This is a genomic window from Embleya sp. NPDC001921 (genome assembly GCF_053594475.1).
On the sequence record NZ_JBSFEO010000053.1, the window covers coordinates 1 to 21,991 of the forward strand.

The 21,991-nt window shown below is 71.1% G+C and carries 21 protein-coding genes; 14 read left to right on the forward strand and 7 right to left on the reverse strand.

Annotation, left to right across the window (positions count from 1 at the left end):
• The coding region (locus ACWCPW_RS42175) for an ATP-binding protein (RefSeq protein ID WP_449766920.1) at window positions 1–4,055 on the reverse strand (4,055 nt) is incomplete at its 3' end.
• A 780-nt stretch (window positions 4,056–4,835) separates the two neighbouring features.
• Here ACWCPW_RS42175 and ACWCPW_RS42180 point away from each other — a divergent pair.
• Window positions 4,836–5,042 carry a cold-shock protein gene (locus ACWCPW_RS42180; protein ID WP_020554951.1) on the forward strand — a complete coding sequence of 69 codons (207 nt, stop codon included), beginning with the start codon at window positions 4,836–4,838 and terminating at the stop codon, window positions 5,040–5,042.
• A 310-nt stretch (window positions 5,043–5,352) separates the two neighbouring features.
• Here ACWCPW_RS42180 and ACWCPW_RS42185 read toward each other — a convergent pair whose 3' ends face one another.
• The 4 genes from ACWCPW_RS42185 to ACWCPW_RS42200 all read right to left on the reverse strand — a co-directional run bounded on the left by ACWCPW_RS42185 (window position 5,353) and on the right by ACWCPW_RS42200 (window position 9,837).
• Window positions 5,353–6,792, reverse strand: a complete 1,440-nt coding sequence (locus ACWCPW_RS42185; RefSeq protein WP_449766921.1) for an MFS transporter — start codon at window positions 6,790–6,792, stop codon at window positions 5,353–5,355.
• On the reverse strand, window positions 6,789–7,562 hold the full coding sequence (locus ACWCPW_RS42190) for a TetR/AcrR family transcriptional regulator (RefSeq protein WP_449766987.1): 774 nt from the start codon (window positions 7,560–7,562) through the stop codon (window positions 6,789–6,791). The genes ACWCPW_RS42185 and ACWCPW_RS42190 overlap by 4 nt, the downstream gene beginning before the upstream one ends.
• Window positions 7,563–7,663: 101 nt before the next feature.
• Complete coding sequence (locus ACWCPW_RS42195; RefSeq protein WP_449766922.1) at window positions 7,664–9,151, reverse strand: sensor histidine kinase; 1,488 nt, start codon at window positions 9,149–9,151, stop codon at window positions 7,664–7,666.
• Window positions 9,148–9,837, reverse strand: a complete 690-nt coding sequence (locus tag ACWCPW_RS42200) for a response regulator transcription factor (RefSeq protein ID WP_449766923.1) — start codon at window positions 9,835–9,837, stop codon at window positions 9,148–9,150. The genes ACWCPW_RS42195 and ACWCPW_RS42200 overlap by 4 nt, the downstream gene beginning before the upstream one ends.
• 150 nt (window positions 9,838–9,987) lie before the next feature.
• Here ACWCPW_RS42200 and ACWCPW_RS42205 point away from each other — a divergent pair, with 150 nt between their 5' ends.
• From ACWCPW_RS42205 to ACWCPW_RS42230, 6 genes are all read left to right on the forward strand, one after another.
• Window positions 9,988–11,343 carry a ferredoxin reductase family protein gene (locus ACWCPW_RS42205; RefSeq protein WP_449766924.1) on the forward strand — a complete coding sequence of 452 codons (1,356 nt, stop codon included), beginning with the start codon at window positions 9,988–9,990 and terminating at the stop codon, window positions 11,341–11,343.
• A 13-nt stretch (window positions 11,344–11,356) separates the two neighbouring features.
• The gene (locus ACWCPW_RS42210; RefSeq protein ID WP_449766925.1) at window positions 11,357–11,842 is read left to right on the forward strand and encodes an FMN-binding protein; all 486 of its coding nucleotides are present in this window, start codon (window positions 11,357–11,359) and stop codon (window positions 11,840–11,842) included.
• Window position 11,843: 1 nt separating this feature from the next.
• On the forward strand, window positions 11,844–12,563 hold the full coding sequence (locus ACWCPW_RS42215; protein WP_449766926.1) for an FAD:protein FMN transferase: 720 nt from the start codon (window positions 11,844–11,846) through the stop codon (window positions 12,561–12,563).
• 123 nt (window positions 12,564–12,686) lie between these two features.
• The gene (locus ACWCPW_RS42220) at window positions 12,687–13,424 is read left to right on the forward strand and encodes a hypothetical protein (protein ID WP_449766988.1); all 738 of its coding nucleotides are present in this window, start codon (window positions 12,687–12,689) and stop codon (window positions 13,422–13,424) included.
• 134 nt (window positions 13,425–13,558) lie between these two features.
• Window positions 13,559–13,912, forward strand: a complete 354-nt coding sequence (locus tag ACWCPW_RS42225; RefSeq protein ID WP_449766927.1) for an antibiotic biosynthesis monooxygenase family protein — start codon at window positions 13,559–13,561, stop codon at window positions 13,910–13,912.
• A 36-nt stretch (window positions 13,913–13,948) separates the two neighbouring features.
• Window positions 13,949–14,596, forward strand: a complete 648-nt coding sequence (locus tag ACWCPW_RS42230; RefSeq protein WP_449766928.1) for a DsbA family oxidoreductase — start codon at window positions 13,949–13,951, stop codon at window positions 14,594–14,596.
• A 378-nt stretch (window positions 14,597–14,974) separates the two neighbouring features.
• Here ACWCPW_RS42230 and ACWCPW_RS42235 read toward each other — a convergent pair whose 3' ends face one another.
• Window positions 14,975–15,901 carry an SMP-30/gluconolactonase/LRE family protein gene (locus ACWCPW_RS42235; RefSeq protein ID WP_449766929.1) on the reverse strand — a complete coding sequence of 309 codons (927 nt, stop codon included), beginning with the start codon at window positions 15,899–15,901 and terminating at the stop codon, window positions 14,975–14,977.
• A gap of 263 nt (window positions 15,902–16,164) precedes the next feature.
• Here ACWCPW_RS42235 and ACWCPW_RS42240 point away from each other — a divergent pair, with 263 nt between their 5' ends.
• On the forward strand, window positions 16,165–16,614 hold the full coding sequence (locus ACWCPW_RS42240; protein WP_449766930.1) for an Lrp/AsnC family transcriptional regulator: 450 nt from the start codon (window positions 16,165–16,167) through the stop codon (window positions 16,612–16,614).
• A gap of 236 nt (window positions 16,615–16,850) precedes the next feature.
• On the forward strand, window positions 16,851–18,014 hold the full coding sequence (locus ACWCPW_RS42245; RefSeq protein WP_449766989.1) for a cysteine desulfurase family protein: 1,164 nt from the start codon (window positions 16,851–16,853) through the stop codon (window positions 18,012–18,014).
• 27 nt (window positions 18,015–18,041) lie between these two features.
• On the opposite strand, the gene ACWCPW_RS42250 is transcribed toward ACWCPW_RS42245, so the two are convergent.
• Window positions 18,042–18,758, reverse strand: coding sequence for an NAD(P)-dependent oxidoreductase (locus ACWCPW_RS42250; protein ID WP_449766931.1), 717 nt, complete (start codon window positions 18,756–18,758; stop codon window positions 18,042–18,044).
• A gap of 94 nt (window positions 18,759–18,852) precedes the next feature.
• Here ACWCPW_RS42250 and ACWCPW_RS42255 point away from each other — a divergent pair, with 94 nt between their 5' ends.
• The 5 genes from ACWCPW_RS42255 (at window position 18,853) to ACWCPW_RS42275 (ending at window position 21,942) form a co-directional block, all read left to right on the forward strand.
• Entirely contained in the window at window positions 18,853–19,536 is a 684-nt protein-coding gene (locus tag ACWCPW_RS42255; protein WP_449766932.1) for a TetR/AcrR family transcriptional regulator, read from the forward strand.
• Between the two features lie 410 nt (window positions 19,537–19,946).
• Window positions 19,947–20,498 carry a hypothetical protein gene (locus ACWCPW_RS42260; protein ID WP_449766933.1) on the forward strand — a complete coding sequence of 184 codons (552 nt, stop codon included), beginning with the start codon at window positions 19,947–19,949 and terminating at the stop codon, window positions 20,496–20,498.
• Window positions 20,499–20,501: 3 nt separating this feature from the next.
• Window positions 20,502–21,023, forward strand: a complete 522-nt coding sequence (locus ACWCPW_RS42265; protein ID WP_449766934.1) for a MauE/DoxX family redox-associated membrane protein — start codon at window positions 20,502–20,504, stop codon at window positions 21,021–21,023.
• On the forward strand, window positions 21,020–21,583 hold the full coding sequence (locus tag ACWCPW_RS42270; RefSeq protein WP_449766935.1) for a hypothetical protein: 564 nt from the start codon (window positions 21,020–21,022) through the stop codon (window positions 21,581–21,583). Before ACWCPW_RS42265 ends, ACWCPW_RS42270 begins: the two co-directional genes overlap by 4 nt.
• Complete coding sequence (locus ACWCPW_RS42275) at window positions 21,580–21,942, forward strand: hypothetical protein (RefSeq protein ID WP_449766936.1); 363 nt, start codon at window positions 21,580–21,582, stop codon at window positions 21,940–21,942. The genes ACWCPW_RS42270 and ACWCPW_RS42275 overlap by 4 nt, the downstream gene beginning before the upstream one ends.
• The last annotated feature ends 49 nt before the right edge of the window (window positions 21,943–21,991 follow it).

Genomic DNA, 21,991 nt, shown 5'->3' on the forward strand with positions numbered 1-21,991 from the left:
CGCATGCGCTCGGCCAGGTCCAGCGCGGCGATCACCCGACGGCACTCCGGCTCCGACAACGCACCCAACGCCTTCGTCGGATCCCCGAGCAGCACCACCCGGATGACGCCCTCGGGGTGCCGCGTGGTCGGGGTGGTGACCACGCCCGCGACGATCGCCGCGGTGTTGTTCCCCCTGGGCCGGTCGACTTCCACCAGCGCGCCGTGTTCGTCGAGGTCGTACTCGGCGAAGTCGCCCAGCAGACGGACCAGTTCATACGGGTACACGGTGTTGCGGCCACTCGCGCGCAGCACCTTCTGGCGGTAGTCGTCGACCGGCTCCACCGGCTCCACCGTGCGCTCGCCGACCGTGAGTTCGGTGCCGCCGGAGGCGTCGAAGGTGATCCGTACCACGATCTTGTTCAGTTCACCGGTCTTGCGATCGCGCTGCCGCAGGATGAACAGGATCTCCTCCAGGCCGGCGCCCGCGGTGGTCGGCAGTACGCGTCCGGCGATCGTCTCCAGTTCCGCGCGGGTGATCTCGCTCGGCGGCCAGACGTAGATCACGATCCGGTTCGTGTTGGCGTGTTTCGTGGTCGACCGCCGCGACCGCGCGCGGCGGATCGAGTCGAGGCAGGTGGCGAAGACGTCCTCGGCCGTCGGCAGCGCGAGCAACCTGCCGTCGTGCCCGCGTAGTTCGGTCAGGTCGCGGACCTGGGCGCAGGCGACGAGCCGGTCGTCCGACGGGTTTTCCTTCGCCACGCACTGGTAGAGGTAGACCTCCTCGTCCGACGAGGGCAGTCGGGTGAGGTCGAACCCGCTCAGCCGTTCCAACTGCATGCGCTGCGCGATGTAGGGATGCAGACCGCGAATCAGTCGCTCCTCGGCCATCCCGGTGCCCGACGGGCGGAACGTGAAGTGGTGGTGCATGACCGTGCCCCGGCTGCCCGCGACGGTGACGGTGAGTCGGCGGACCCGGTTCGGCAGCGCGTGCAGGTCGAGGACCTCGTGCAGCGCCGTCGCCATCTCCTCGGAATCCGCCGGCTGCTTCTCCCAGGCGAGATAGATGTCGGCTTCGACGGCGTCCTCGCCCGCCAGTCTCGCCAGCCCGCGCAGCGCGCCGCCCAGCGCGTCGAACCGCACCGCCGCGGAGACCAGGTGTGAACTCGCGCGCTCGGCGACCACGAACGTGCAGCCCGCGACCTCGGTGGTGCGCACTCCGGTCAGAGCCTTGTTGCCGTAGTACCGCCGGGTCAGCACCTCCAGCATGATCGCGTTGTCCCGGTCGTCGCGCACGAGCCGCCGGCCCAGCAGCCGCACCAGCGGCTCGGTGCTGCGCACCATCGCGGCGATGCGCTCCGCGCGGTCCGGCGCGTCCGGGTGGGCGTCCAGGTGGCGCAGGTGCTTGCGGACGTCGGCGTACACGCGAGCGCGGTTGCGGCGCAGCAGCGGCTGGGCGAACCAGGCGAACACCATGCCGCGCGCGAGGTCGGCGACCGCCGGGAAGCGCACCTGTGTGGCGGCCACCAGCCGCTCCAGTACCAACCCGGCGGGCTCGCGCAGCGTCTCGTCCGGCGGCGGCTCGCGCAACCACGCGCGCAGCAACGTGGTCACGAGCAACGCGTCCGCGGACGCGCGTTGTTGGGCGAGGAAGATCCGGAACACCGCGGCCTCGAGCGCGGTCGAGGGCTCCGACTCGGTGACGCCGTAGTGTCCCAGTGCCTTGGCGAGCTTGGCCCGGAAGGCCTCGGGCAGCCCGGCCCGTTCGACGTCGAGGCTTTGCAGATAGGTGTGGAAGTGTTCGCGGGCGCTGTGTACGTGGCCGTGACCGTCGCCGGCGCCGTCCTCGCCTGCCGGGCGGTTGCGGCTCAGTTCGGCGAGGTCGGCGAACATGTCGACGAGCTCGAGTTCCTCGGCCAACGGTCGCCCGTGGCCCTCCTCGGCGGCCGCCCGGCGCGCGGTGAGGTAGTCGTCCAGGACCCGGCGTTCGTCGTGTGGATCGACGTCGAAGCCCAGAAGCAGCCCGCGCAGGTCCGCGAGGCCGCGGGCGACGCGCTCCCGCGTCGGGATCGTCGCGGGCGCGGCGGGCAGGTCCAGTTCGACGGATTCGGCGGACGAGGTGTCCTCGGCTCGGGCGGTGTCGTCGGCGAGCGGTTCCAGACGCAGCAGTGGTGCCCCGGTGTCCACCTGGCTGCCCACGGACACGGCGCACTCCTTCAGCCGCGCCTTGAACGGCGCCCGCAGCACCGTCTCCATCTTCATGCTCTCCAGCACCAGGACCGGCGCGCCCGACTCGACCTCGGCCCCGACCGCCACCGGCGTGGCGACCACCAGCGCGGGCGCGGGCGAGCGGACGACGCCGCCCTCGTCGCGGCTGACCCGGTGGGTGACGCCGTCGACCTCGACCTGGTGGACCGGCCCGTGGGTGTCGGTGAGCAGGCGGTAGGGGGTGCCGTTGACGATGATCTGGCCGGTGTGCCGGTCGAAGCGGTCGAGCTCGAAGTCGGCGGTGCGGATGTCTTCGCCCGCCTGGATGCCGACGCGGAACCGGTGTGCGCCGACCCGAGCGACGCGTACGCGGTAGCCGACGCCGCGCAGCTTGAGGTCCAGCGGCCGACCGCTCTCGTGCCGCACCTGCGGGCGTCCGCCGAACGCGGTCGACAACAGCCGCCGGCGCTCGACGCGTTCGTCCTCCTCGTACGCCTCGATCGCGGCGGCGGCCAGCGCGACGGCGGAGTGCCGGTGCGAGACGAGCCGGCCCTGGGCACGCACGCGGTCGATCCAGCCGGTGTCGGCGCTCGCGTCGATCACCTCGGGCTGGTCGAGCAGATCGAGTACGAAGCTCTTGTTGGTCGCGCCGCCCTCGATGATCACCGTGGTCTGCGCCATCGCCCGGCGCAGCCGGCCGAGCGCCTCGTCGCGGTCGCGGCCGTAGGCGATGATCTTGGCGATCATCGAGTCGAAGTCGGCCGGGATGGTGTCGCCCTCGCCGACGCCGGTGTCCACCCGGACGCCCGGTCCCGCCGGCAGGTCCAGTCGCGCGATGCGGCCCGGGGAGGGTGCGAAGTCGCGGTCGGGGTCCTCGGCGTTCAGCCTGGCCTCGATGGCGTGCCCGCGCTCGGCGGGCGGCTCGCCGTCGAGCCTTGCCCCGGATGCCACCCGCAGTTGCGCCTTGACCAGGTCGAACCCGGTGGTGATCTCGGTGATCGGGTGCTCGACCTGGAGGCGGGTGTTGACCTCGAGGAACGCGAAGCGTTGCTCGCCGGGGTGGTACAGGAACTCGACGGTGGCCGCGCCGCGGTAGTCGACCGCGATGGCCAGTCGTTCGGCCGATGCCTTGAGTTCGGCCGTCTGTGCGGGGCCGAGGACCGGTGAGGCGGACTCCTCGATGACCTTCTGGTTGCGCCGTTGAATCGAGCAGTCGCGGACGCCGAGCGCCCACGCGGTGCCCTGCCCGTCGGCGATGACCTGGACCTCGACGTGCCGGGCGCCGGTGACCAGGCGCTCGAGGAAGACGATGCCGCTGCCGAAGGCGCGCGCGGCCTCGTCGCTGGTGCGCTCATAGGCGTCGGTCAGCTCGGCCTCGCTCGTGACCACCCGGATGCCGCGCCCACCGCCGCCGGCGGTGGCCTTGAGCATCAGCGGGTAGCCGATCTCGGCCGCCGCCGCCAAGGCGGCGTCCAGGGTCTCCACCGCGCCGCGACTCCACGGTGCGACCGGGACGCCGACCTCCTCGGCGATCAGCTTCGCGCCGATCTTGTCACCGAGTCGGCGCATCGCCTCGGCGCTCGGGCCGACGAACGTGACACCGATCCGCTCGCACAACTCGGCGAACGCCGGGTCCTCGGCCACGAAGCCCCAGCCGACCCAGGCGGCGTCCGCCCCGGTCTCCACCAGGGCCCGCTCCAGGACGGCGTGGTCGAGATACGGCCGGGCCGAGGCGGGGCCGAGATCGTAGGAGAGGTCGGCCTCGCGCACGAAGGTGGCCGCGTGGTCGACGTCGGTGTGCAGGGCGACGGTCTCGATCCGGGTTCCGGTTTCCGCGGCCAGTTCGCGGACGGCGTGGACAAGCCGCATCGCGGCCTCACCACGGTTGACGATGGCGACACGACTGAACACCCGAACGACCCTCCTGTGAACCGACGATGACGCGCCGCGACAGGGCGGCCCGGCGGTGACGACCTCCGTCCCGCGGCCATGGCCATATCGCAGACGGCGCACGCTACAGGTGACGGGGTGTTCCGAACGACCACCGACCGTCACGTGCCGCGGCCCGACCGGGGCGGGCGCGACGGTGGTCGGGGCAGGTTCCGCCGCACCCGAACCGCACCTCGTAGCGGGTCCTCGGCACCGCCCGCCCCGATCACCCACACGACGGGTGCCCTCGGATCCGGCTTGATGATTGCCTGATTGGCCGTCATCCGTTCGGAGTAGCGTCGCTCGTCCTCGTCTTCCGTCCTCGCGTTCGGCGCTCTCCTTCGGCGCTCTCCTTCGGCCGAACCGAGCAACCCCCCGTGCGAGTGCCCGCGTTGGGGTCGTGACGCCGGTCGTCGACTCGTCGGCCCGGTCGGCCCCGGCCGTCGCGCGGTGTCGGGCACGCGGGCTTCGTGGCCGTCCCCGCCCGGTCGCGCGCCGTCGCGGGCGGGTCGAGCCGACGGTCCGCCGTGCTCTCGTCGCTTTCCGTGCTACCTTGATTCCAGTTGCAGTTGTGGTCCTCATGAACTCTATGTGCACCTGACGGGCGTGATCCGTGGGTGCACTTTTTGTTTGTCCGGTCATCTCCGGGTGGGCTCCTCGCGGCGACACGGAATCGCACATCGCGAATTCCGGCACTGCCCCCGAAAGACGGAGAATGACATGGCGACCACCGGCACCGTGAAGTGGTTCAATGCGGAAAAGGGCTTCGGCTTCATCGAGCAGGACGGCGGCGGCCCGGACGTCTTCGCCCACTACTCGAACATCGCCGCCCAGGGCTTCCGTGAGCTCCAGGAAGGCCAGAAGGTCTCCTTCGACGTGACGCAGGGCCAGAAGGGCCCGCAGGCGGAGAACATCGTTCCCGCCTGACGCTCTTCGATGTCCCGTGCGGGACCCGCGCCGTCGAGGCCGCGGGTCCCGCTTCCGTTTTCGCTTCGCGACCGCGCCACCCGCGCACCGGACGGCGGCGGCCACGACGGAGCAGCACGTGCCGCGCGGGGGCGTGGTCACCCGTGGGTCAGGGTTGCTTCACCGGTGGCATGCCGGCCGCGTCGCGCAGTTCGGCGTTCAGCCGCAGCGCCTCTTCGAGTCGGTCCTCCAGGAGCACTGTGCGGCAGGCCGCGTCCACCGAGGTGCCCTGGTCGACTCGACCGGCAATCGCCGCACTCGGCCCGGGACTTCACACCGGCCGGTCGGCGGGGCGGAGGCGTTCGTCGGCCGAGGCCGACGTGTCGCTCCTCGCGTCGGGCCGGGCGCGGGGCAGGAGCAACGCCGGCAGCAGGCCCAGGGCGGCGAGTCCGGCCAGGGTCGACAGGGTGGGACCCATCGTCGAGGCGGGCATCGCACTCACGGGCCCGACACCGGACGACCTCGGCGGCATCATGCCGGCGGCGACCGCGATGCCCAGGGTCGGACCGACGTTCATCGCGGTCTGTTTGAGTCCGCCGACGACCCCGGCGTACCCGGGCGGCGCGTCGCCCACGACGGTCCCGGTGGCGGTGACCATCACGGCGGCGAACCCCGCGCCGAGCACGGCCAGGGCCGTCTCGGTGAGGATCCATGTGCTGCTCGGACCGACCCTGGACAGCGCCGCGATGCCGAGGACGACCAGGCCGACGCCGGCGATCGCGGTGTGCCGCGCTCCGTACCGGCGCAGCGCGGCGGTGGCGACGGGCGCGCCCAGGACCATGAGCGCGGTCAGCGGAAGCACCCGCAGAGCGGTGTCGAGCGCGTCGAGCCCGAGCACGCCCTGAAAGAAGAACGTGCTCACGAACAGGGCCCCGAACATGCCGCCGCTGACGACCAGCAGCAGCACCATCGATGCCGTCACCGGTATGGAGCGGGCCACCACCGAGGGCACGATCGCATCGGCGGCGCGGCGCTCGTGGACGACGAACACCACCGCGACGCCCGCGGCCGCCGCGAACCCGAGCCACGTCGGCGCGGCGGCCCATCCGTGCGCCGGAACGTCGGCCAGCGTGTGCACCAGGATCGCGAGCGCGCTCGCGAGCAGGGTCGCACCGACGAGGTCGAGCCGCCGCGATCCGGCACGCGCGGGCGTCGGCACCCGCAGGGCGAGGGTGAGCGCGGCGATCACGAGCGCGGCGGGGACGTTGATCCAGAACACCGCGCGCCAGCCAAGTTGTTCGACGAGCACACCCCCGAGCAGGGGCCCGGCCGCCGCGGCGATCCCGATCGCGCCGGTACGGATGGCGACCGGCGTACCCAGGCGATCCGGGGCGTAGGCCAGTCTCAGCAGCGCGAGGGTGGCGGGTTGCAGAAGTGCGCCGAACACCCCCTGGACCGCCCGCAGGACGATCACCCAGCCGACGTTCGGCGCGAGCGCGATGCCGGCCGATGCGGCGCCGAAGCCGAGTACCCCGATGAACATCAGCCGGGGGTGTCCGTATCGGTCGCCCAGGCGTCCGGCGATGACGAGCAGCCCGGCCACCGCGAGCAGGTAGCTGGTACTGGTCCACTGGACCTGCGCCACACTCGCGCCGAGGCCGCGCTGGAGACTGGGCTGCGCCACGAGCAGGACCGTGCCGTCCAGCGCGACGATCATCGCGCCGGCCACGCTGACCGCGAGCGCGAGGTGTCGCCTCGTGTTCTCGTTCATGCGGTCGCCGGGCCGAGGTGCGCGTCCAGGGCCGCCGTGACGAGCAGGTCGAGATGTCCGCCGTCGGGGCCGACTTCGGGGCCGACTTCGGGGCCGCCCTCGGAGCCGCCTCCGGGTCCTCCTGCGGGCCCTCCTGCGGATCCGGCGCCCGCCGACGTGGTGTCGAGCGCGAGTTGCAGGCTGTCCCAGGCCCACAACTGGGCGATGCCGTGCAGGTTCGACCAGAGCGCCGCGGCTGTCACCTCCGGCGACGGCAGCGGCAGCGGCAGCGGCAGCGGCAGCGGTGGCGACGACGCCCCGGAGTCGCTCGGTGCGCCGCCGCGCCGCGCGTCCTGCTCCCGCTCCGTCCGGCATTGCGTGATCAGCCCGACGATGATCTCGAACAGCGGGAGGGTCGACTCCCGGAGCCGCGGTTCCGGCGATCCGTGTCGTTCGCTGTCCAACAGGTCGTGCCGGAACATCAGCTCGAACATGCCGCGGTGCTCCAGCGCGTACCCGACATACGCCCGTGCGAGCGCCGCCAGCCGGCCGCGCGGCGACGCGCCGGCGACGGTAGCGGCCTCGAACCGCGTCCTCAGGTCCGCGAAGCCGCGCCGGGCGATCGCCGAGAGCAGCGCGTGATGCGTGGCGAAGTACCTGCGCGGAGCCCCGTGCGACACCCCTGCCCGGCGAGCGATCTCACGCAGTCCCAGTGCGCCGATCCCGTCGGTCGTCACGACGTCCACGCCGACGTCGATCAGCCGTTCCCGAAGCGATTCCTCGCGTGCCATGTGTGCCATGGACAGTGTCTACCATCATGCGTAGACAGTGTCTACGCCGGACGTGGACACTGTCTACGCTTACGGCTCCCGCGCGGGCGAGTCCCCAGGCCTCACGCCTTCCGCAAGGCCGCCGCGCCGGAGCCCGACGCGGCCGGCTCGCCGGCGGGGCTGTTCAGGGGCAGCCGAACCGCGAAGACCGTCGCCTCGGGGCGGCTGGTCACGTCGACGACGCCCCCGTGCGCTCGGACCAGGGACCACGCGACCGCCAGGCCGAGGCCGCTGCCGCCGCGTTCGCGGCTGCGGGCCCGGTCGACGCGGTAGAAGCGGTCGAAGATCCGGGCCTGGTCGGCGGCCGGGATGCCGGGGCCGGAGTCGGCGACGCGTACCACGGCGGTACCGCCCTCCACCGCGACCGTCACGGTCACCCTCGTCCCGGCGGGAGTGTGCACGGCGGCGTTGGTCAGCAGGTTGTCCAGCACCTGCCGGATCCGCATCGGGTCGAGCCGCAGCCGCACCGGATCGGACCCCGCCGACAGGGTCAGCGGGTGGTCGGGGCGGCCCGCCCGGAACGCGTCCGCGGCCTGGCGGGCCAGCTCCACGAGGTCCGCCTCCTCCAGCCGCAGCGGTGCCTCGACCTCACCGGCGTCCAGGTGGGCGAGCAGCAGCAGGTCGTCCAGGAGCACGCTCATCCGGGCCGCTTCGGCGCGCAGGCGAGCCAGGTGCCGGTCGCGCTCCTCGGGCTCGTTGGCCGCCGCGTACTGGAACAGGTCCGCGTACCCGCGAACCGACATCAGCGGGGTGCGCAACTCGTGCGACGCGTCCGCGACGAAGCGCCGCAGCCGTTGTTCGACCTCGGTACGCACCGCCAGCGAGTCGTCGATGTGTTGCAGCATCGTGTTGAACGCGGTGCGCAACTCCTCGACCTCCGGCCCGCCGTCGCTGCCGTCGGCGCGCATCGACAGTCGCGCGGAATCGGTCAGGTCGTGCGAGGTGATGCCGTGAGCGGTCCGCGCCATGTCGCCGAGCGGCATCAGGCCCCGGCGCAGCAACGCCCGGCCTACCAGCACCAGCGCCGACAGGGCCAGGGCGAAGGTCACCGCGAGCACGGTGATCAGCCGGCGCGTGGTGTCCTGGATGTCGTCCATCGGCGCGGCGCTGACCAGGATCACGCCCGGTTGCACGTTGCACGCGCGCACGAGGTAGTCGCCCTCGCCGTCGATGCGCACCGTGCGCAGCAGATGGGCGTCGTCGGACCGGCGCCTCATCGCCTCCGCGGTGGCGGCGAAGGCGCGGGTGTCGGCGGGAACGTCGGCGGGCGGGCGCAGTTCGACGCGGTCGCCGTCGACCTGGTAGACCGCCGTGTACCAGCGGTAGTACGGCTTGCCCTGCACGGTGCCGTGCAGCATCGCGTCCTTGGTCTGGGTGAGTTGGACCATCCGCATCTGGTCGCCGAGCTGGCGCTCCAGGTAGTCGCGCATGTACGCGGCCATGACCGTCCCGACGATCGCGAAGACCGCGAGCGCCAGCACGCCCAGGCCCAGCGCGAGGCGGGTGCCCAGGCGCAGTCTGCGGTACGTCTGCCGCAGCCGGCGGATCACCCGGCGACCTGCCGGACCACGTATCCCACGCCGCGCACGGTGTGGATCAACGTCTCGCCGGTGTCGTCGAGCTTGCGGCGGAGCCTGCTGACCACCAGCTCCACGACGTTGGAGCGACCGCCGAAGCCGTACTCCCACACGTGGTCGAGAATCTGAGCCTTGGTCAGCACGGTCGGCGACTTGCGCATCAGGTAGCGCAGCACCTCGTACTCGGTGGGCGTGAGGGTGAGCAGCCGGTCGGCGCGGCGGACCTCGCGGGTGTCCTCGTCCATGGTCAGGTCGGCGACCCGCAGTACGGAGCGCTCGAATCCGGGCCCGGAGCTGCGGCGCAGCACGGTCCGCAGCCGGGCCATCAGTTCCTCGACCGCGAACGGCTTGACCAGGTAGTCGTCGCCGCCGCGGGTGAGCCCCTCGACCCGATCGGCGACGCCGTCGCGGGCGGTGAGGAAGACGACGGGCGCCATCGTCCCGGCCCGGCGCAGCAGGTCGAGCACCCGGAATCCGTCCAGGTCGGGGAGCATGACGTCGAGCACCACGATGTCCGGAAGGAACACGGCGGCCTGGCGCAGCGCCTCCTCGCCGGAGTACGCCGTCGCCGTGTCCCAGCCCTCGTAGCGGGCGACCGTGGCCACCAGGTCGGCGATCGGGGGGTCGTCGTCCACCGCGAGCAATCGTACTTTCGTCACACCCCAATACTGGGGGACGCCGCGAAGGACGCCATAGCCGTTCTCGTCGCGGGCGCGGGTTGATAAGGACTTGAAAGCTCATCGACAGCGGATCGACAGCTTCTGCCCGGCAGGCTGGACGGCATCACCGGGACCGAAGGAGTCGTATCCGTGACGATCGCCCCGCCCGCCCGAGATGCCAGGCACGCCCATCCGCCCCCGACGGCGATCCGCCCCAAGACGGCGGCCCGCGCCGGGCTGTACGCGCTGCTCGCCGCGAACGTCGTCGCGGTGGCCGTGTTCTTCGTGCGCGCCGGAACCGACGGGTCGAACGCGTTGATCCTGCTGGGTCGGCTCGCCGGGCTCTACGGCGCGCTGCTGATGGCCTTCCAACTCCTGCTCGTCGCACGGCTGCCGTGGTTCGACCGGCGCATCGGCATGGACCGCCTCACCGTCTGGCACCGTCGGGTGGGCTTCGGCCTACTGTGCACGCTGCTCTCGCACGCGGTGTTCATCACCTTCGGCTACGCGCGGATGTCGTCGCTGCCGCCGGCCGAGGAACTGGTGGAACTGGCCAAGACCGTCGAGGGCGTGCTGCGGGCGATCACCGCCCTACTGCTGATCCTCGTGGTCGGCGCGGTGTCGGCACGCTACGCACGGCGTCGACTGGCCTACGAGACATGGCATTTCATCCACCTGTACACGTACGTCGCGGTGGTGCTGGCGTTCTCGCACCAGATCGCGGTGGGCACCACCTTCACCTCCTCGTCCACCGCCACCGCCTACTGGTGGACGTTGTGGGGCGCGGCCCTCGGCTCGATCCTGGTGGGGCGCGTGTTGCTGCCGGTGCGGCGCAACCTGCGGCACCGGCTGCGGGTCACCGCCGTGGTACCCGAGTCCGACAACGTCGTGTCGGTGTACATCACCGGCCGCCGACTGGACCGACTGCCCGCCCGTGCGGGCCAGTTCTTCCTGTGGCGCTTCCTGACCCGGGACCGCTGGTGGCAGGCCAACCCGTTCTCGCTGTCCGCCGCGCCGGACGGTCGCACGCTGCGGCTCACCGTGAAGACCGCCGGTGCGGGCACCGCCTCGCTTCGGCATCTCCCGGTCGGCACACGGGTGTTCGCCGAGGGACCGTACGGCGCGTTCACCACGATGCACCGCACCCGCCCGAGCACACTCCTGATCGCCGGCGGCGTGGGCATCACCCCGATCCGGGCCCTGCTGGAGGAACTGCCCGGCGACGTCGTGCTGATCTACCGCGTGGCCACCGGCAAGGACGCGGTGCTCCTCGGGGAGTTGCGCGAGCTCTCCGCCGACCGGGATGTCGAACTGCACCTGATCACCGGCCCGGCCACGCCGGACAAGTTGGCGCCGGAGGCGATCGCCGCACTGGTACCCGACGTGTGCGACCGCGACGTGTTCGTGTGCGGCCCGCCCGGCATGACCGGCGCCGTCCTGCGCGGTCTGGGTGAACTGCGGGTGCCGACAGCGCAGATCCATGCCGAGCGCTTCAGCCTGGCCTGACCGGAGGGACGTCATGAAGCGAGCATTGTTCGTGGTGGCCGTGAGCGCGGTGGGCTTGATCCCGCTGTGGCGGTTCGAGCCGTCGGCCGGCACGTCCACCGTCGTCGCCGATGCCCCGGCGCCCGTGCGGGCGCCGGCGGAGGCCGGCGCGGCGCCCGACCCGGCCGGCACGCCCGACCCGGCCGGCACGGCCGCGCCGGGTGCCCATGGCACACCCCCGACCGCGTCGAGCGGCGGCACGCGGGTGATCCCCGGGTCGACGATCAGTACCAAGCACGGCAACGTCCAGGTGGAGATCACCTACGCGGGCGACCGGATCACCTCGGCGCGCATGCTCAAGCAGCCCGACAGCGGGCCGACCCGCAAGGCCGTGCCGCAACTCATCCAGGAGACCCTGGTCGCGCAGAGCGCCGACGTGGACTCGGTCTCCGGGGCGACCACGACCAGCCAGGCCTACGTGAAGTCGCTGCAGGCCGCCATCGACGCGAAGGGGGCGTGAGGTGCGCCGCGTCGAGCACATCATGGGCCTGCCGATCTCGCTGGCCACCGACGCGGTGGTGCCCGGCGAGGCCGCGGACCCGGTGTTCGCGTGGTTGCGCGAGGTCGACGCCAGGTTCAGTCCGTTCCGCCCGGACAGCGAGGTCTCCCGGCTGGACCGCGGCGAGCTCACCGAGGACGAGTTGAGCGCGGACCTGACCGAGGTGCTTCGGTTGTGCGAGGACTACCGCGTCGCCAGCGACGGCGCGTTCCGGGTACGGCTGCCCGGGCGCGGGCTGGACCCCTGCGCGATGGTCAAGGGCTGGGCCGTGCAGCGCGCGGCCGAACTGCTCGCGGTGCGCGGCGTACGGAGGTTCTGCCTCAACGCCGGGGGCGACGTCGTCGCGGCGGGCGGCCCGTGGCGGGTCGGCGTCCGGCACCCGACCCGGCCCGACCGGCTGTGCACCGTGCTGGAGATCGCCGACGGCGCGGTCGCCACCTCCGCGCGGTACGAGCGCGGCGATCACATCCTCGACGGCCGCACCGGCCGTCCGGCGGTCGGCCTGCTCAGCATGACCGTCGTCGCGCGGTCGCTGACCGAGGCCGACGCCACCGCCACCGCCGCGTTCGCGCTGGGCACCGACGGCGTCGCGTGGGCCGCCGCCCGCGACGGCTGCGAGGTGTTCGCGATCGACGCCGGGCACCGGGTGTACCGCACACCGGGCCTCCCGCTCGCGGGGTGACCGATCTTCGCGTCCGCGCGTGAGGATGTCGGCTCGGTGTGGTGGACTCCTGGCCGAGGCGAGGGGTGTTCCGCCACACCGTCGGCGGGACGACGAATCGAGAAGCGGGAGTTCGCGGTGTCGATGCATGAGATCGAGGATCTGGTGGCGGACTCGATCAGGGTCCTGGACGCCCACCACGGGCCGGACGAGCCGCGCCTGCGCGACTGGTTCGCCGTGCTGTACGGCTTCCAGGAGTGGTTCGACTGCTCGTTCACCCATTTCCGGGTGATGGACATCCTCCTGCGGCGCCGGTTCAGCTATGCCTTTCCCCTCGATCAGCACCCGAACTACGCGCAACGAAGGGACCGTTTCGACGCGTTGCACGAATTCACCGCGTTGCGGACCTACCCCGAGGACGCGGAGGAGCACGACGACTTCGACGGCTACACCTCGTGGCTCGAGGACGGCTACGTCGATCCGCCGTTGTTGTACTGCGACGCGGGCTCGCAGTTGTGGCGGCGCATGGTGGAGTCCGGCCGGCTCGGCGGCCCGGACGCGGCGGCACCGCGGCCCGTCCCGTTGATCGACGTGGTTCGCGAGGTCGCGGTCGCCGCCGAGAAGCGGGGCGACCGGGAATTGATCGCCATGTGGTACTCGCAGGGCTGCCACATGCTCCTGGACGGCCCCGCCGGCTGCCCGTTCGACGTCGAGGAATTGGCCGAGATGCCCGCCGTCCGCGAACTGCGGGCCATCGTCCGCCGCACGCACGCGCTCGCCGTCGACGTGCCGCCCGAACACCGCCCGCCGGCCGAGGCACTCGACGGCGACGACCTGGAATCCTGGTGGTGGACCGGCGTGTCCGCACCGGGAAGGCCGTAGGGCGTGTCTTCGATCCCCCGCCGACACGTTCGTCTTCGACGCCCTTGACCTCAACCCAGCTTTAAGTTCCAGAATACCGGTCAGGGGTCGCGCCACCCCACTCCACTCGAACAACCGGTAGCGGGAGAACTGACATGAGCACCGACCAGGGTTTCTACTCGATCATCGACTACACCGTCGACGGCCCCGCCACGCAGACCGAACTCGTCGATGCCTTCGCCGAGATCCAGGAGCGGTGGGTCAACTTCTACCCCGGCTACCGCTCGGCCCGCTTCCACGTGAGCACCGACGGGACGCGGGTGTACAACATCGTGCACTGGGCGAGCGAGGCCGACTATCGCCACTTCGTCGAGAACTCCGACACCGACGGCAGGATGGCCGCCATCGGGAAGGCGCTGGAGGCACTCGGCGACCGGGCCGAACCGCGCATGACGGGAGTCCCCACATACACCGTCGTGCGCGAAGTGGGCCCCCGGACCGGCGAATAGCCCGAAATCGGCCGCCGTCCGAGGAGAGGACCATCCATGAAGGTCGAGATCTACGGAGACGTCCTGTGCCCGTGGTGCTTCATCGGGAAGAGACGCGTCGAAGCGGCCGTGCGCGGCCTGCCGGAGGGCGGTCCGCTCGTCGAGATCCTCTGGCGAAGTCGCGAACTCGCCCCCGATGCCGGTCGCGTCCCCGGCCCGACGGCGGCCGAGTCGATGGCGACGTGGTGGGGCGATCGAGCGGCCGAGCGGGTCGAGCACATCCGCGCCGAAGGCAGGCTCGAAGGGCTGGAGTTGAACCTACATCTCGCCCGGCCGGTGAGCACGTTCGACGCGCACCGCCTGGCGTATCTGGCCGCCGAGCACAACCTGGCCGACCCGGTGATGGAAAGCCTGTTCCACGCCTACCACACCGACGGTCGGAACATCGCCGACCCGGAGGTCCTGGCGCACTTGGGCACCACGGCCGGTCTGCCCGGGTCCGATGTCCGCCGCCTGTTGCACGGTGACGCCTACACCCGGGACGTACGAGCGGACGAGGCCCGCGCCACGGCTCTGGGCATCACCGGCGTCCCGTCGGTGGTCATCGACGGCGGATCCCCGACCTCGGGCATCCAGCCGCCGGCTCGACTTCGCGCCCTGCTGGAGGAGGCCATGGCGGCGGCACGCGTCGGGTCCGCCGACTGACGGGCCGGGCCCGGCGTACAGCGTGGCGGGGCGAGGCGTTGGGCAGCCCTGTGCCGACGCCCCTCGCCCCGCCGCCCGGTGACGAACGGTTGGCCGATGGAGCCACGCGGGCGGGCTGTTCGGCGGCAGCGGCAGCGGCCTGCCCGCGTTGCGGATGAGGTGGCGCGTACGTACCCGGCTGCTCGCCGGGTGGTGTGGGCTGCATGAACTTCCCCTCCCCTGAGGCGTCCTGCCTGTCCGGCAAGCGTCCGCCGCCCGGTCGTCGAGCACCGGCCGGCGCCGCACGCCGGCTGCGCCGCGTTTCGTCCGATTCACCCCGGGGTCGAGCACTCCCTTCCATCCCGCGCACCGCAGCGGCGACAACACCCGGAAGAGCGGTCAGCGCTTCGGCAGCCGTGAGGTGCCGGTGACGGCCGCGACCAGGGAGTACAGCGAGGTGTTGGCAGCCAGGAACATGCGATTGCGCTTGGGGCCGCCGAAAGTGATGTTGGCGACGGGCTCGGGGGTACGGATGCGGCCGATGAGGGTGCCGTCCGGGGCGTAGCAGTGCACGCCGTCCGCCATCGCGGCGACCCACAGACGACCCCCGTCGTCGAAGCGAATGTTGTCGAACCGGCCGTCACCGGGGCGGCATTCGACGAAGACCTCGCCGTCCGAGAGCGTCCCGTCCGCACGAACGTCGAAGACGCGCACGTGGTTGGCCCGGGAGTCGGAGACGTACAGCCGCCGCTCGTCCTCGGACAGCACCAGCCCATTGGGTCCGGCGAACCCGTCGGCGACCAGGCGCACTTCAGCGGTCACCGGGTCGATCCGGTAGACGTTGGTCGCCCCGATCTCGCTCTCCGCACGATTACCCTCGTAGTCGCTGGTGATACCGAAGTCGGGGTCGGAGAAGTAGATCGAGCCGTCCGAGTGCACGACGGAGTCATTGGGGCTGTTCAGCCGCTTGCCTCCGAAGCGGTCGGCCAACACGGTGATCGAGCCGTCGTGTTCGGTACGGGTGACGCGACGGTTGCCCTGTTCGCAGGTGACCAGTCGGCCCTCGCGGTCGAGGGTGTTGCCGTTGGGGTGTCCGGCCGGCGAACGGAAGACGCTGACGACGCCGTTGGTCTCGTCCCAGCGCAGCATGCGGTCGTTGGGGATGTCGCTCCAGATCAGGAAGCGCCCTGCGGGGAAGTACAGCGGGCCCTCCGACCAGCGGCCACCCGAGTACAGCGTCTCCAGCCGGTCGTCACCGTTCATGCAGCGCTCGGTGCGGAAACGTTCGTCGATCATGTCGTAGATCGGGATTCGCGCCTCGGACATCGTCTCGCAACTCCTTGCAGTCTCTGAATGACATCCTATTGGTCATCATGATTGCAGAATATGCTTCGGTATCGTCAAGGTTTCACCGAACCTAGTCCACATTGACGGGATCGTAGGCGCGAGCCCGCGCGCCCGAGCTTCGGCCGCACCCCCGGCGGCCCCGGCCGTGCGCGGTCACGGCCGCCCGTACGCGGTCACGGCGGCACCGACACGGCTCGCTACCATCGAGCCCCCTCGATCGGCGCGACAACGGAGGAACCGCAATGGACGACATCGATCGGGGTCTGCTGGCGCTGCTCCAGGAGGACGCGACGCGCACGTACGCCGAACTCGGCAGGGAGGTCGGGCTGTCCGCCGGCGCCGCACACGAGCGGGTACGCAAGCTGCGGGCGGCGGGCGTCATCCGCCGCACCACCGTCGACGTCGACCCGGTCGCGGTGGACCTGGACGTCCTGGCCTTCGTCACCGTCGACTCGGTCGCGTGGATGGGGGAATCCGCACCGTCCTTCGCAGCCATCCCGGAGATCCAGGAGGCACACGTGATCGCCGGGACGGCCTCGATCCTCCTCAAGATCCGCACCGACTCCACCGCGGCGATGCAGGACGTCCTGCGCCGCATCCACGCCATCACCGGCGTCAGCAGTACGCAGGCCACGATGGTCCTCGAAACCTTCTTCGAACGCCCGATCTCCACGGGCAACACGAGCACCTGAGCAGACCATCGCAGCCCAGATCATCTGGGCACAGACGATCGGAACCCAGACCGTCGGACGCAGACCATCTGGACACAGACGGTCCGAGCCCAGACCGTCGGACGAAGACCATCTGAGCACAGATGATTGTGGCTCGGTCCATCGCAACTAAGATCATCTGGACGCAGATCATCTGTGCGCACAGCTCACCGGAACAAGCCCGGCTCCGAGGGTGAAAGGGAGATCCCGTGAACGGAATGGCGCAAGGCAGCCCGGCCCTCGCCGACGGACCCATCTATCTGGACTACAACGCGACCACCCCGGTCGACCCGCGAGTCGCGCTCGCGATGGGGCCCTTCCTGACCCACTGGTTCGGCAATCCCTCCAGCGGTCACCCCTACGCCGACGAACCCCGTGCCGCCCTTGCGACGGCACGCGGTCGGGTCGCGGCGCTCCTCGGAGCGGACGCCGAGCGCATCGTGTTCACCGGTTCCGGCTCCGAGGCCGACCAACTCGCCATCCGCGGCGCGGTCCTGGCCTCCGAGGCCGCGCGGCCGCACGTGATCACGCAGGTCACCGAGCACCCGGCGGTCCTGGAGACGTGCCGCGCGCTCGAGCGACTGCACGGCGTACGCGTGACGTATCTACCGGTCGACGCCGACGGACTGGTCGATCCCGGCCGACTGGCCGCGGCGCTGGACGCCGACACCGTCCTGGTGTCGGTGATGGCCGCCAACAACGAGACCGGCGCCCTCCAGCCCCTCTCCGAACTCGTCGCGGTGGCCCACGAATACGGCGCGCTGTTCCACTGCGATGCCGCCCAGGCGGCCGGTCGGATCCCCCTCGACGTGCGCGACCTCGGCGTGGACCTGCTGACCGTGGTCGGGCACAAGATGTACGCCCCCAAGGGCACGGCCGCCCTGTACGTGCGCGAGGGGCTCGCCCTGGAACCGGTCGTCTACGGGGGCGGCCAGGAGTACGGCCTGCGCGCGGGCACCGAGAACGTCGCCCTGGCCGTCGCCCTGGGCGCGGCCTCGGACATCGCGGCGGCCGAACTCGCGGACGGCGCGCCGAACCGAATCGCGGCGCTGCGCGACGACCTGCACCGCCGCCTGGCCACCGCGCTGCCCGGTCGCGTACACCTCAACGGCTCCGAGAAGGAACGCCTGCCGAACACCCTCAACGTCCGCATCGACGGCGCCCTGGGTCACGAATTGCTCACCTTCGCACCGGAGTTGGCCGCGTCCACCGGCTCGGCCTGCCACCGCGGCCGGCACACCCCCTCCCCGGTCCTGACCGCCATGGGCATCCCTCCGGAAAGCGCGCTGGGCGCGCTGCGGCTGTCCCTCGGACGCTGGACCACACCGGAGGACATCACAACCGCCGCAACCGCCCTGATCAACGCGGCAAGCGCGCCGTGATGGCAAAGCGGCCGACCGATGCCGGTGCTATGGCCGGTCCTGGGCGCGCCCGCCGTGCGCGAGGGCGCTGGGAGTGCGGCAGCCGACGATCGCCGGGGCCTCCCGGACGAGCGTGTCGTCGGTGAGCGCCTCCACCATGAACAGCGCGAAGTCCACCCGGCGGGTCAGGTCGCTGGCCAGGACCGGGTCGCCCACGTGCCGGCTCCATACCGGCAGGCCCTGGCTGTCGCCCTCCTTCAGGGTGCTGCCGCGCACCACGGTCCACCGGGTGTCGCTTTCGAACACCCGGCGGCACGCCTCCACTTGGTCGTCGATCTCGACGGCCCGAACGAGCTTGCCCACCACGGCGGCGATCCGGACGCCCATGGTGAACATCCGCGAGTACCGGTCCTTGCCGTCGCGGGTGATGTGCCAACCGCAGGAGAAGACCAGGCGGGCGCCCGGCCGCGCGTGGTCGAGCACCGCCTGTGCCGTGCCCGACGCGTACTGCCGCACGCCCCACGGCACCAGTACCGTCAGGACCCCGTCGCACCCGGCGACCGCCCGCCGGATCACCTCCGGGTCGTTCGTGGGCCCGGGGACGACGGTGATCCGGCCGTCGAACGCGGCCAGCTTCGGCACGCTGCGCTCGCGGCACACGCCGACCACCTCGTAGCCGCGCTCCAGCGCCTGCCGAACCATGTACTGCCCGAGCTTCCCCGAGGCTCCGACGATGCAGACCTTCTTCATTCGTTCCGTGCCCATGGCGCGGTCCCTTCGTCGCAATGACGACCTTATGTTGTAAGGGAAGCTAGCCTTATGTTGTAAGGTAGTCAACAGAAGGCAAAAGGAGGAGCGGATGAGCGAGGTAGGCAGGCGCCGGCGCGGCGCCTCGGCGCGCACGCCGCTCAGTCGCGAGCGCGTGATCCGCACGGCGGTGGCGGTCGCGGACGAGAAGGGTTCGGCCGCGCTCACCATGCGCGCCATCGCCGAACCGCTGGGCGTCGAGGCGATGTCGCTCTACCACCACGTCGCGAGCCGGGACGACGTGCTCGACGGCATGGTGGACGCGGTGTTCGCGGAGATCGACCTGCCGCCGCGCGACACGGACTGGAAGAGCGCCATGCGCCGGCGAGCGGCCTCCGCCCGTTCCGTACTCCGGCGCCATCCGTGGGCCGTCCCCCTGCTGGACTCCCGCACCCGGCCCGGCCCGGCGACCCTGCGCCATCACGACGCCGTCATCGGGGCATTGCGCGCCGGAGGGTTCTCCGTCCGGATGACGGCGCACGCGGTGTCGCTGATCGACAGCTACGTGTACGGCTTCGTGATCCAGGAGTCGAGCCTGCCGTTCGGCGACTCCGCGGAGTTGGAGGAGGTCGCGGGCGCCATCCTGCAAGAGATGCCCGCCGACACCTACCCCCACCTCACCGAACTCGTCACCGAACAGGCCCTCGAATCCGGATACGACTACGCCGAGGAGTTCACCTTCGGCCTCACCCTCATCCTCGACGCCCTGCGCCCCGACGAAGTCGCGGGCGACTAGGGCGTGTCCCGGGCGGGGCGGCGGAAAACCGGGTCAGCACCGCGCTTTCTGGTGCTCGGCCGCGCCGGCTCGAAGTCCCGTCCCGACCGAACATGGCCGGCGAGTACATCACCAATCCGCGCCCTGGCCGGAGTCGTCCGCCCGCGCCCGGACCGCGCACCCGGGTCGGGCCGGCCACGACGGTCCGGCCGGGATGCGAACACGGGTCAATGCACCGCTTTTCGCGCCTCCCGACCCGATATTCGGGTTGCGAGATTCCACGTCGGCAATATTCTCCCGGTTCGCTTTCCCTCCCCTTGGCCGAATTCCGGCCACCAGAAACGCTGGGCATGGATCTCATTGCCCTCCCCTTCGCCGTCGGCCAGCATCGAGAAGTTCGTGCGGGTCCGAATCGACGCCGAGGAGAGTGCATGAACGGCAAAGCACGTCTGTCCCGACGGGAAGCCCTGAAAGTGGGCGGCGTATTCGCGGTGGGCGCGACCGTGGTCCTGACCACGGGCGCGGGTACCGCGGGAGCCGCGGAGACCGTGCCGGCCGAGGCCGGTTCGAACGCCGGCACCGGCAAGCGCGGCGACCTGGCCCGGGTCACGGATGTCGGCGGTACCGGTGCCGGCGCTGCCCGCGCCGGCGTTCTGCGGGTGGCGACACCCGCCGCGCCGGTGGGCAACGCCCTGCGCGCGGCCGGCGAGGAGGTCCCCTATGTGGGCTTCCCGGACAACTTCACCCTGCGGGCCGGCGACCTGGTCACGGTGACCGATCAATGGCCCGGTGTGCCGATGGCCGCGGTGCCGGTGTGTCGGTGGGTCACGGGGGTGCCCAAGCGGCACCGGGACGGGGACTTCACCGTCGCCGGGCGCCGGGTCGCCGAATCCCCGCTGCTCCGGGAGGGAAAGCGGATCAGGGTCTGCCTCCTGGACACCGAACTCCCCAACGCCCAGGTGCTGAAGACGCTGGCAGCCTGATCGATGATCATCGCGTCGGCCGCCGTCGTACGTTTCGTGGCGGCACTCGTCCTGCTCTACGCGGCGGCGCAAAAGCTGGTCGCGCCACGGCTGTTCCGGCCCACGTTGCACGCCCTGCGGGTTCCGGGGGCCGGCGCCGTCACCATCCTGGTCCCGCTCGTGGAGATCGCCGCGGCCGTCGGCCTGGTGTCGTTTCCGCACGCGATGCCCACCCCCGTCCTGGTGACCGGATTGGGGGTGTCGTTCGCCGCCGTCGCCGCCGTGGCGATGCGGCGTGGCGAGCGGATCCGGTGCGCCTGCTACGGCGAGGCCGGTGACGCCGTCCTGGGTGTGCGGCAGATCGCGGCCCTGCCGGTCTGGGTGGGTGTCGCCCTCGTCGGTTTCCTGGCCCCGGTCGGGGCGACGAGCGGTGTCCGGTACACCGCGGCACTCGGGCTCCTCACGGCCGTCGCGGTGATCGTGGCGAAGCTCGTTCCCTTGGCACGTGAGAACCACTCCTACATGCAAAGCAGGGAAACCCCATGACGTTCCTGTGGGTGGCCGTCGGCGTCCTGAGCCTGCTCGTGGCCATCTGTGTACTCGCTCTCGTCGATCAGTATCGGACCCTGGAACTGATCCGCGCCAAGCTCAAGCTCGAGGACAACCCGACTCCGCTCGAACTGCCCCTGGACCGGGACCTGTCGCCGTCGGCGATCGGGATGACCGCGGACCTGGACGCGCTGGAGCACCTGGTCCTGCTGTTCCTGTCCACCTCGTGCAACACCTGCCGCACCATCGCGGAGGCGATGAACGGCCGTCCTCCCAAGGGGGTTCGGGTCGTGCTGGAGCAGGTGCACAGCGCGGAGGAGGGCGCGAAGTGGCTGGCCGAGAACAACATCCCGGCCCAATTCGCGACGGTCGACGTCACCGGCGACATCGCGTCCGCGTTGGGCGTCGACGTGACACCGTCCGCCGTGTTGTACCGCCTGGGTGCGCCGATCGCCGCCCAGACCATCCCCTCCTACCGGCAGCTCGAGCCGCTGCTGTCGGTGCCCAAATCGCTGCCGAAGCTCAAATACGCTGCTGAAGGGACGATCTCGGCATGAGCATCACTCAGGAATGTGTGCAGGTCGCGGACACCGACATCGAGCCGCGCAAGGGCACGGGCCGCGGCATCGGGGTGAAGGCGCTGGCCGGGGCCTCCGCGTTCATCGCGGGCCTGGCCACGCTGATCAACGCCACCCCGGCCGCCGCCGACTGCCAGGGATCGCCGTGCTGTTCGCTGGCGAGCTGCACGATGTGCAACTACCGGGTGGCCCGCGACCGCTTCTACTGCCCGAGCGGCTACAACCGCACGGTGTGGAGTTGCGTCTCGGGCAGCTCCATGTTCTGGTGCGGCGAGTGCTCCGGCGGCACGAGCTGCTGGAACGGGCCGTTCGCGTGCTCGATCTGGTTCAACAACTAGCCGGGGACGACGCCTCATGCCCTTGATCACGTTGTGGACGGTGAGCATC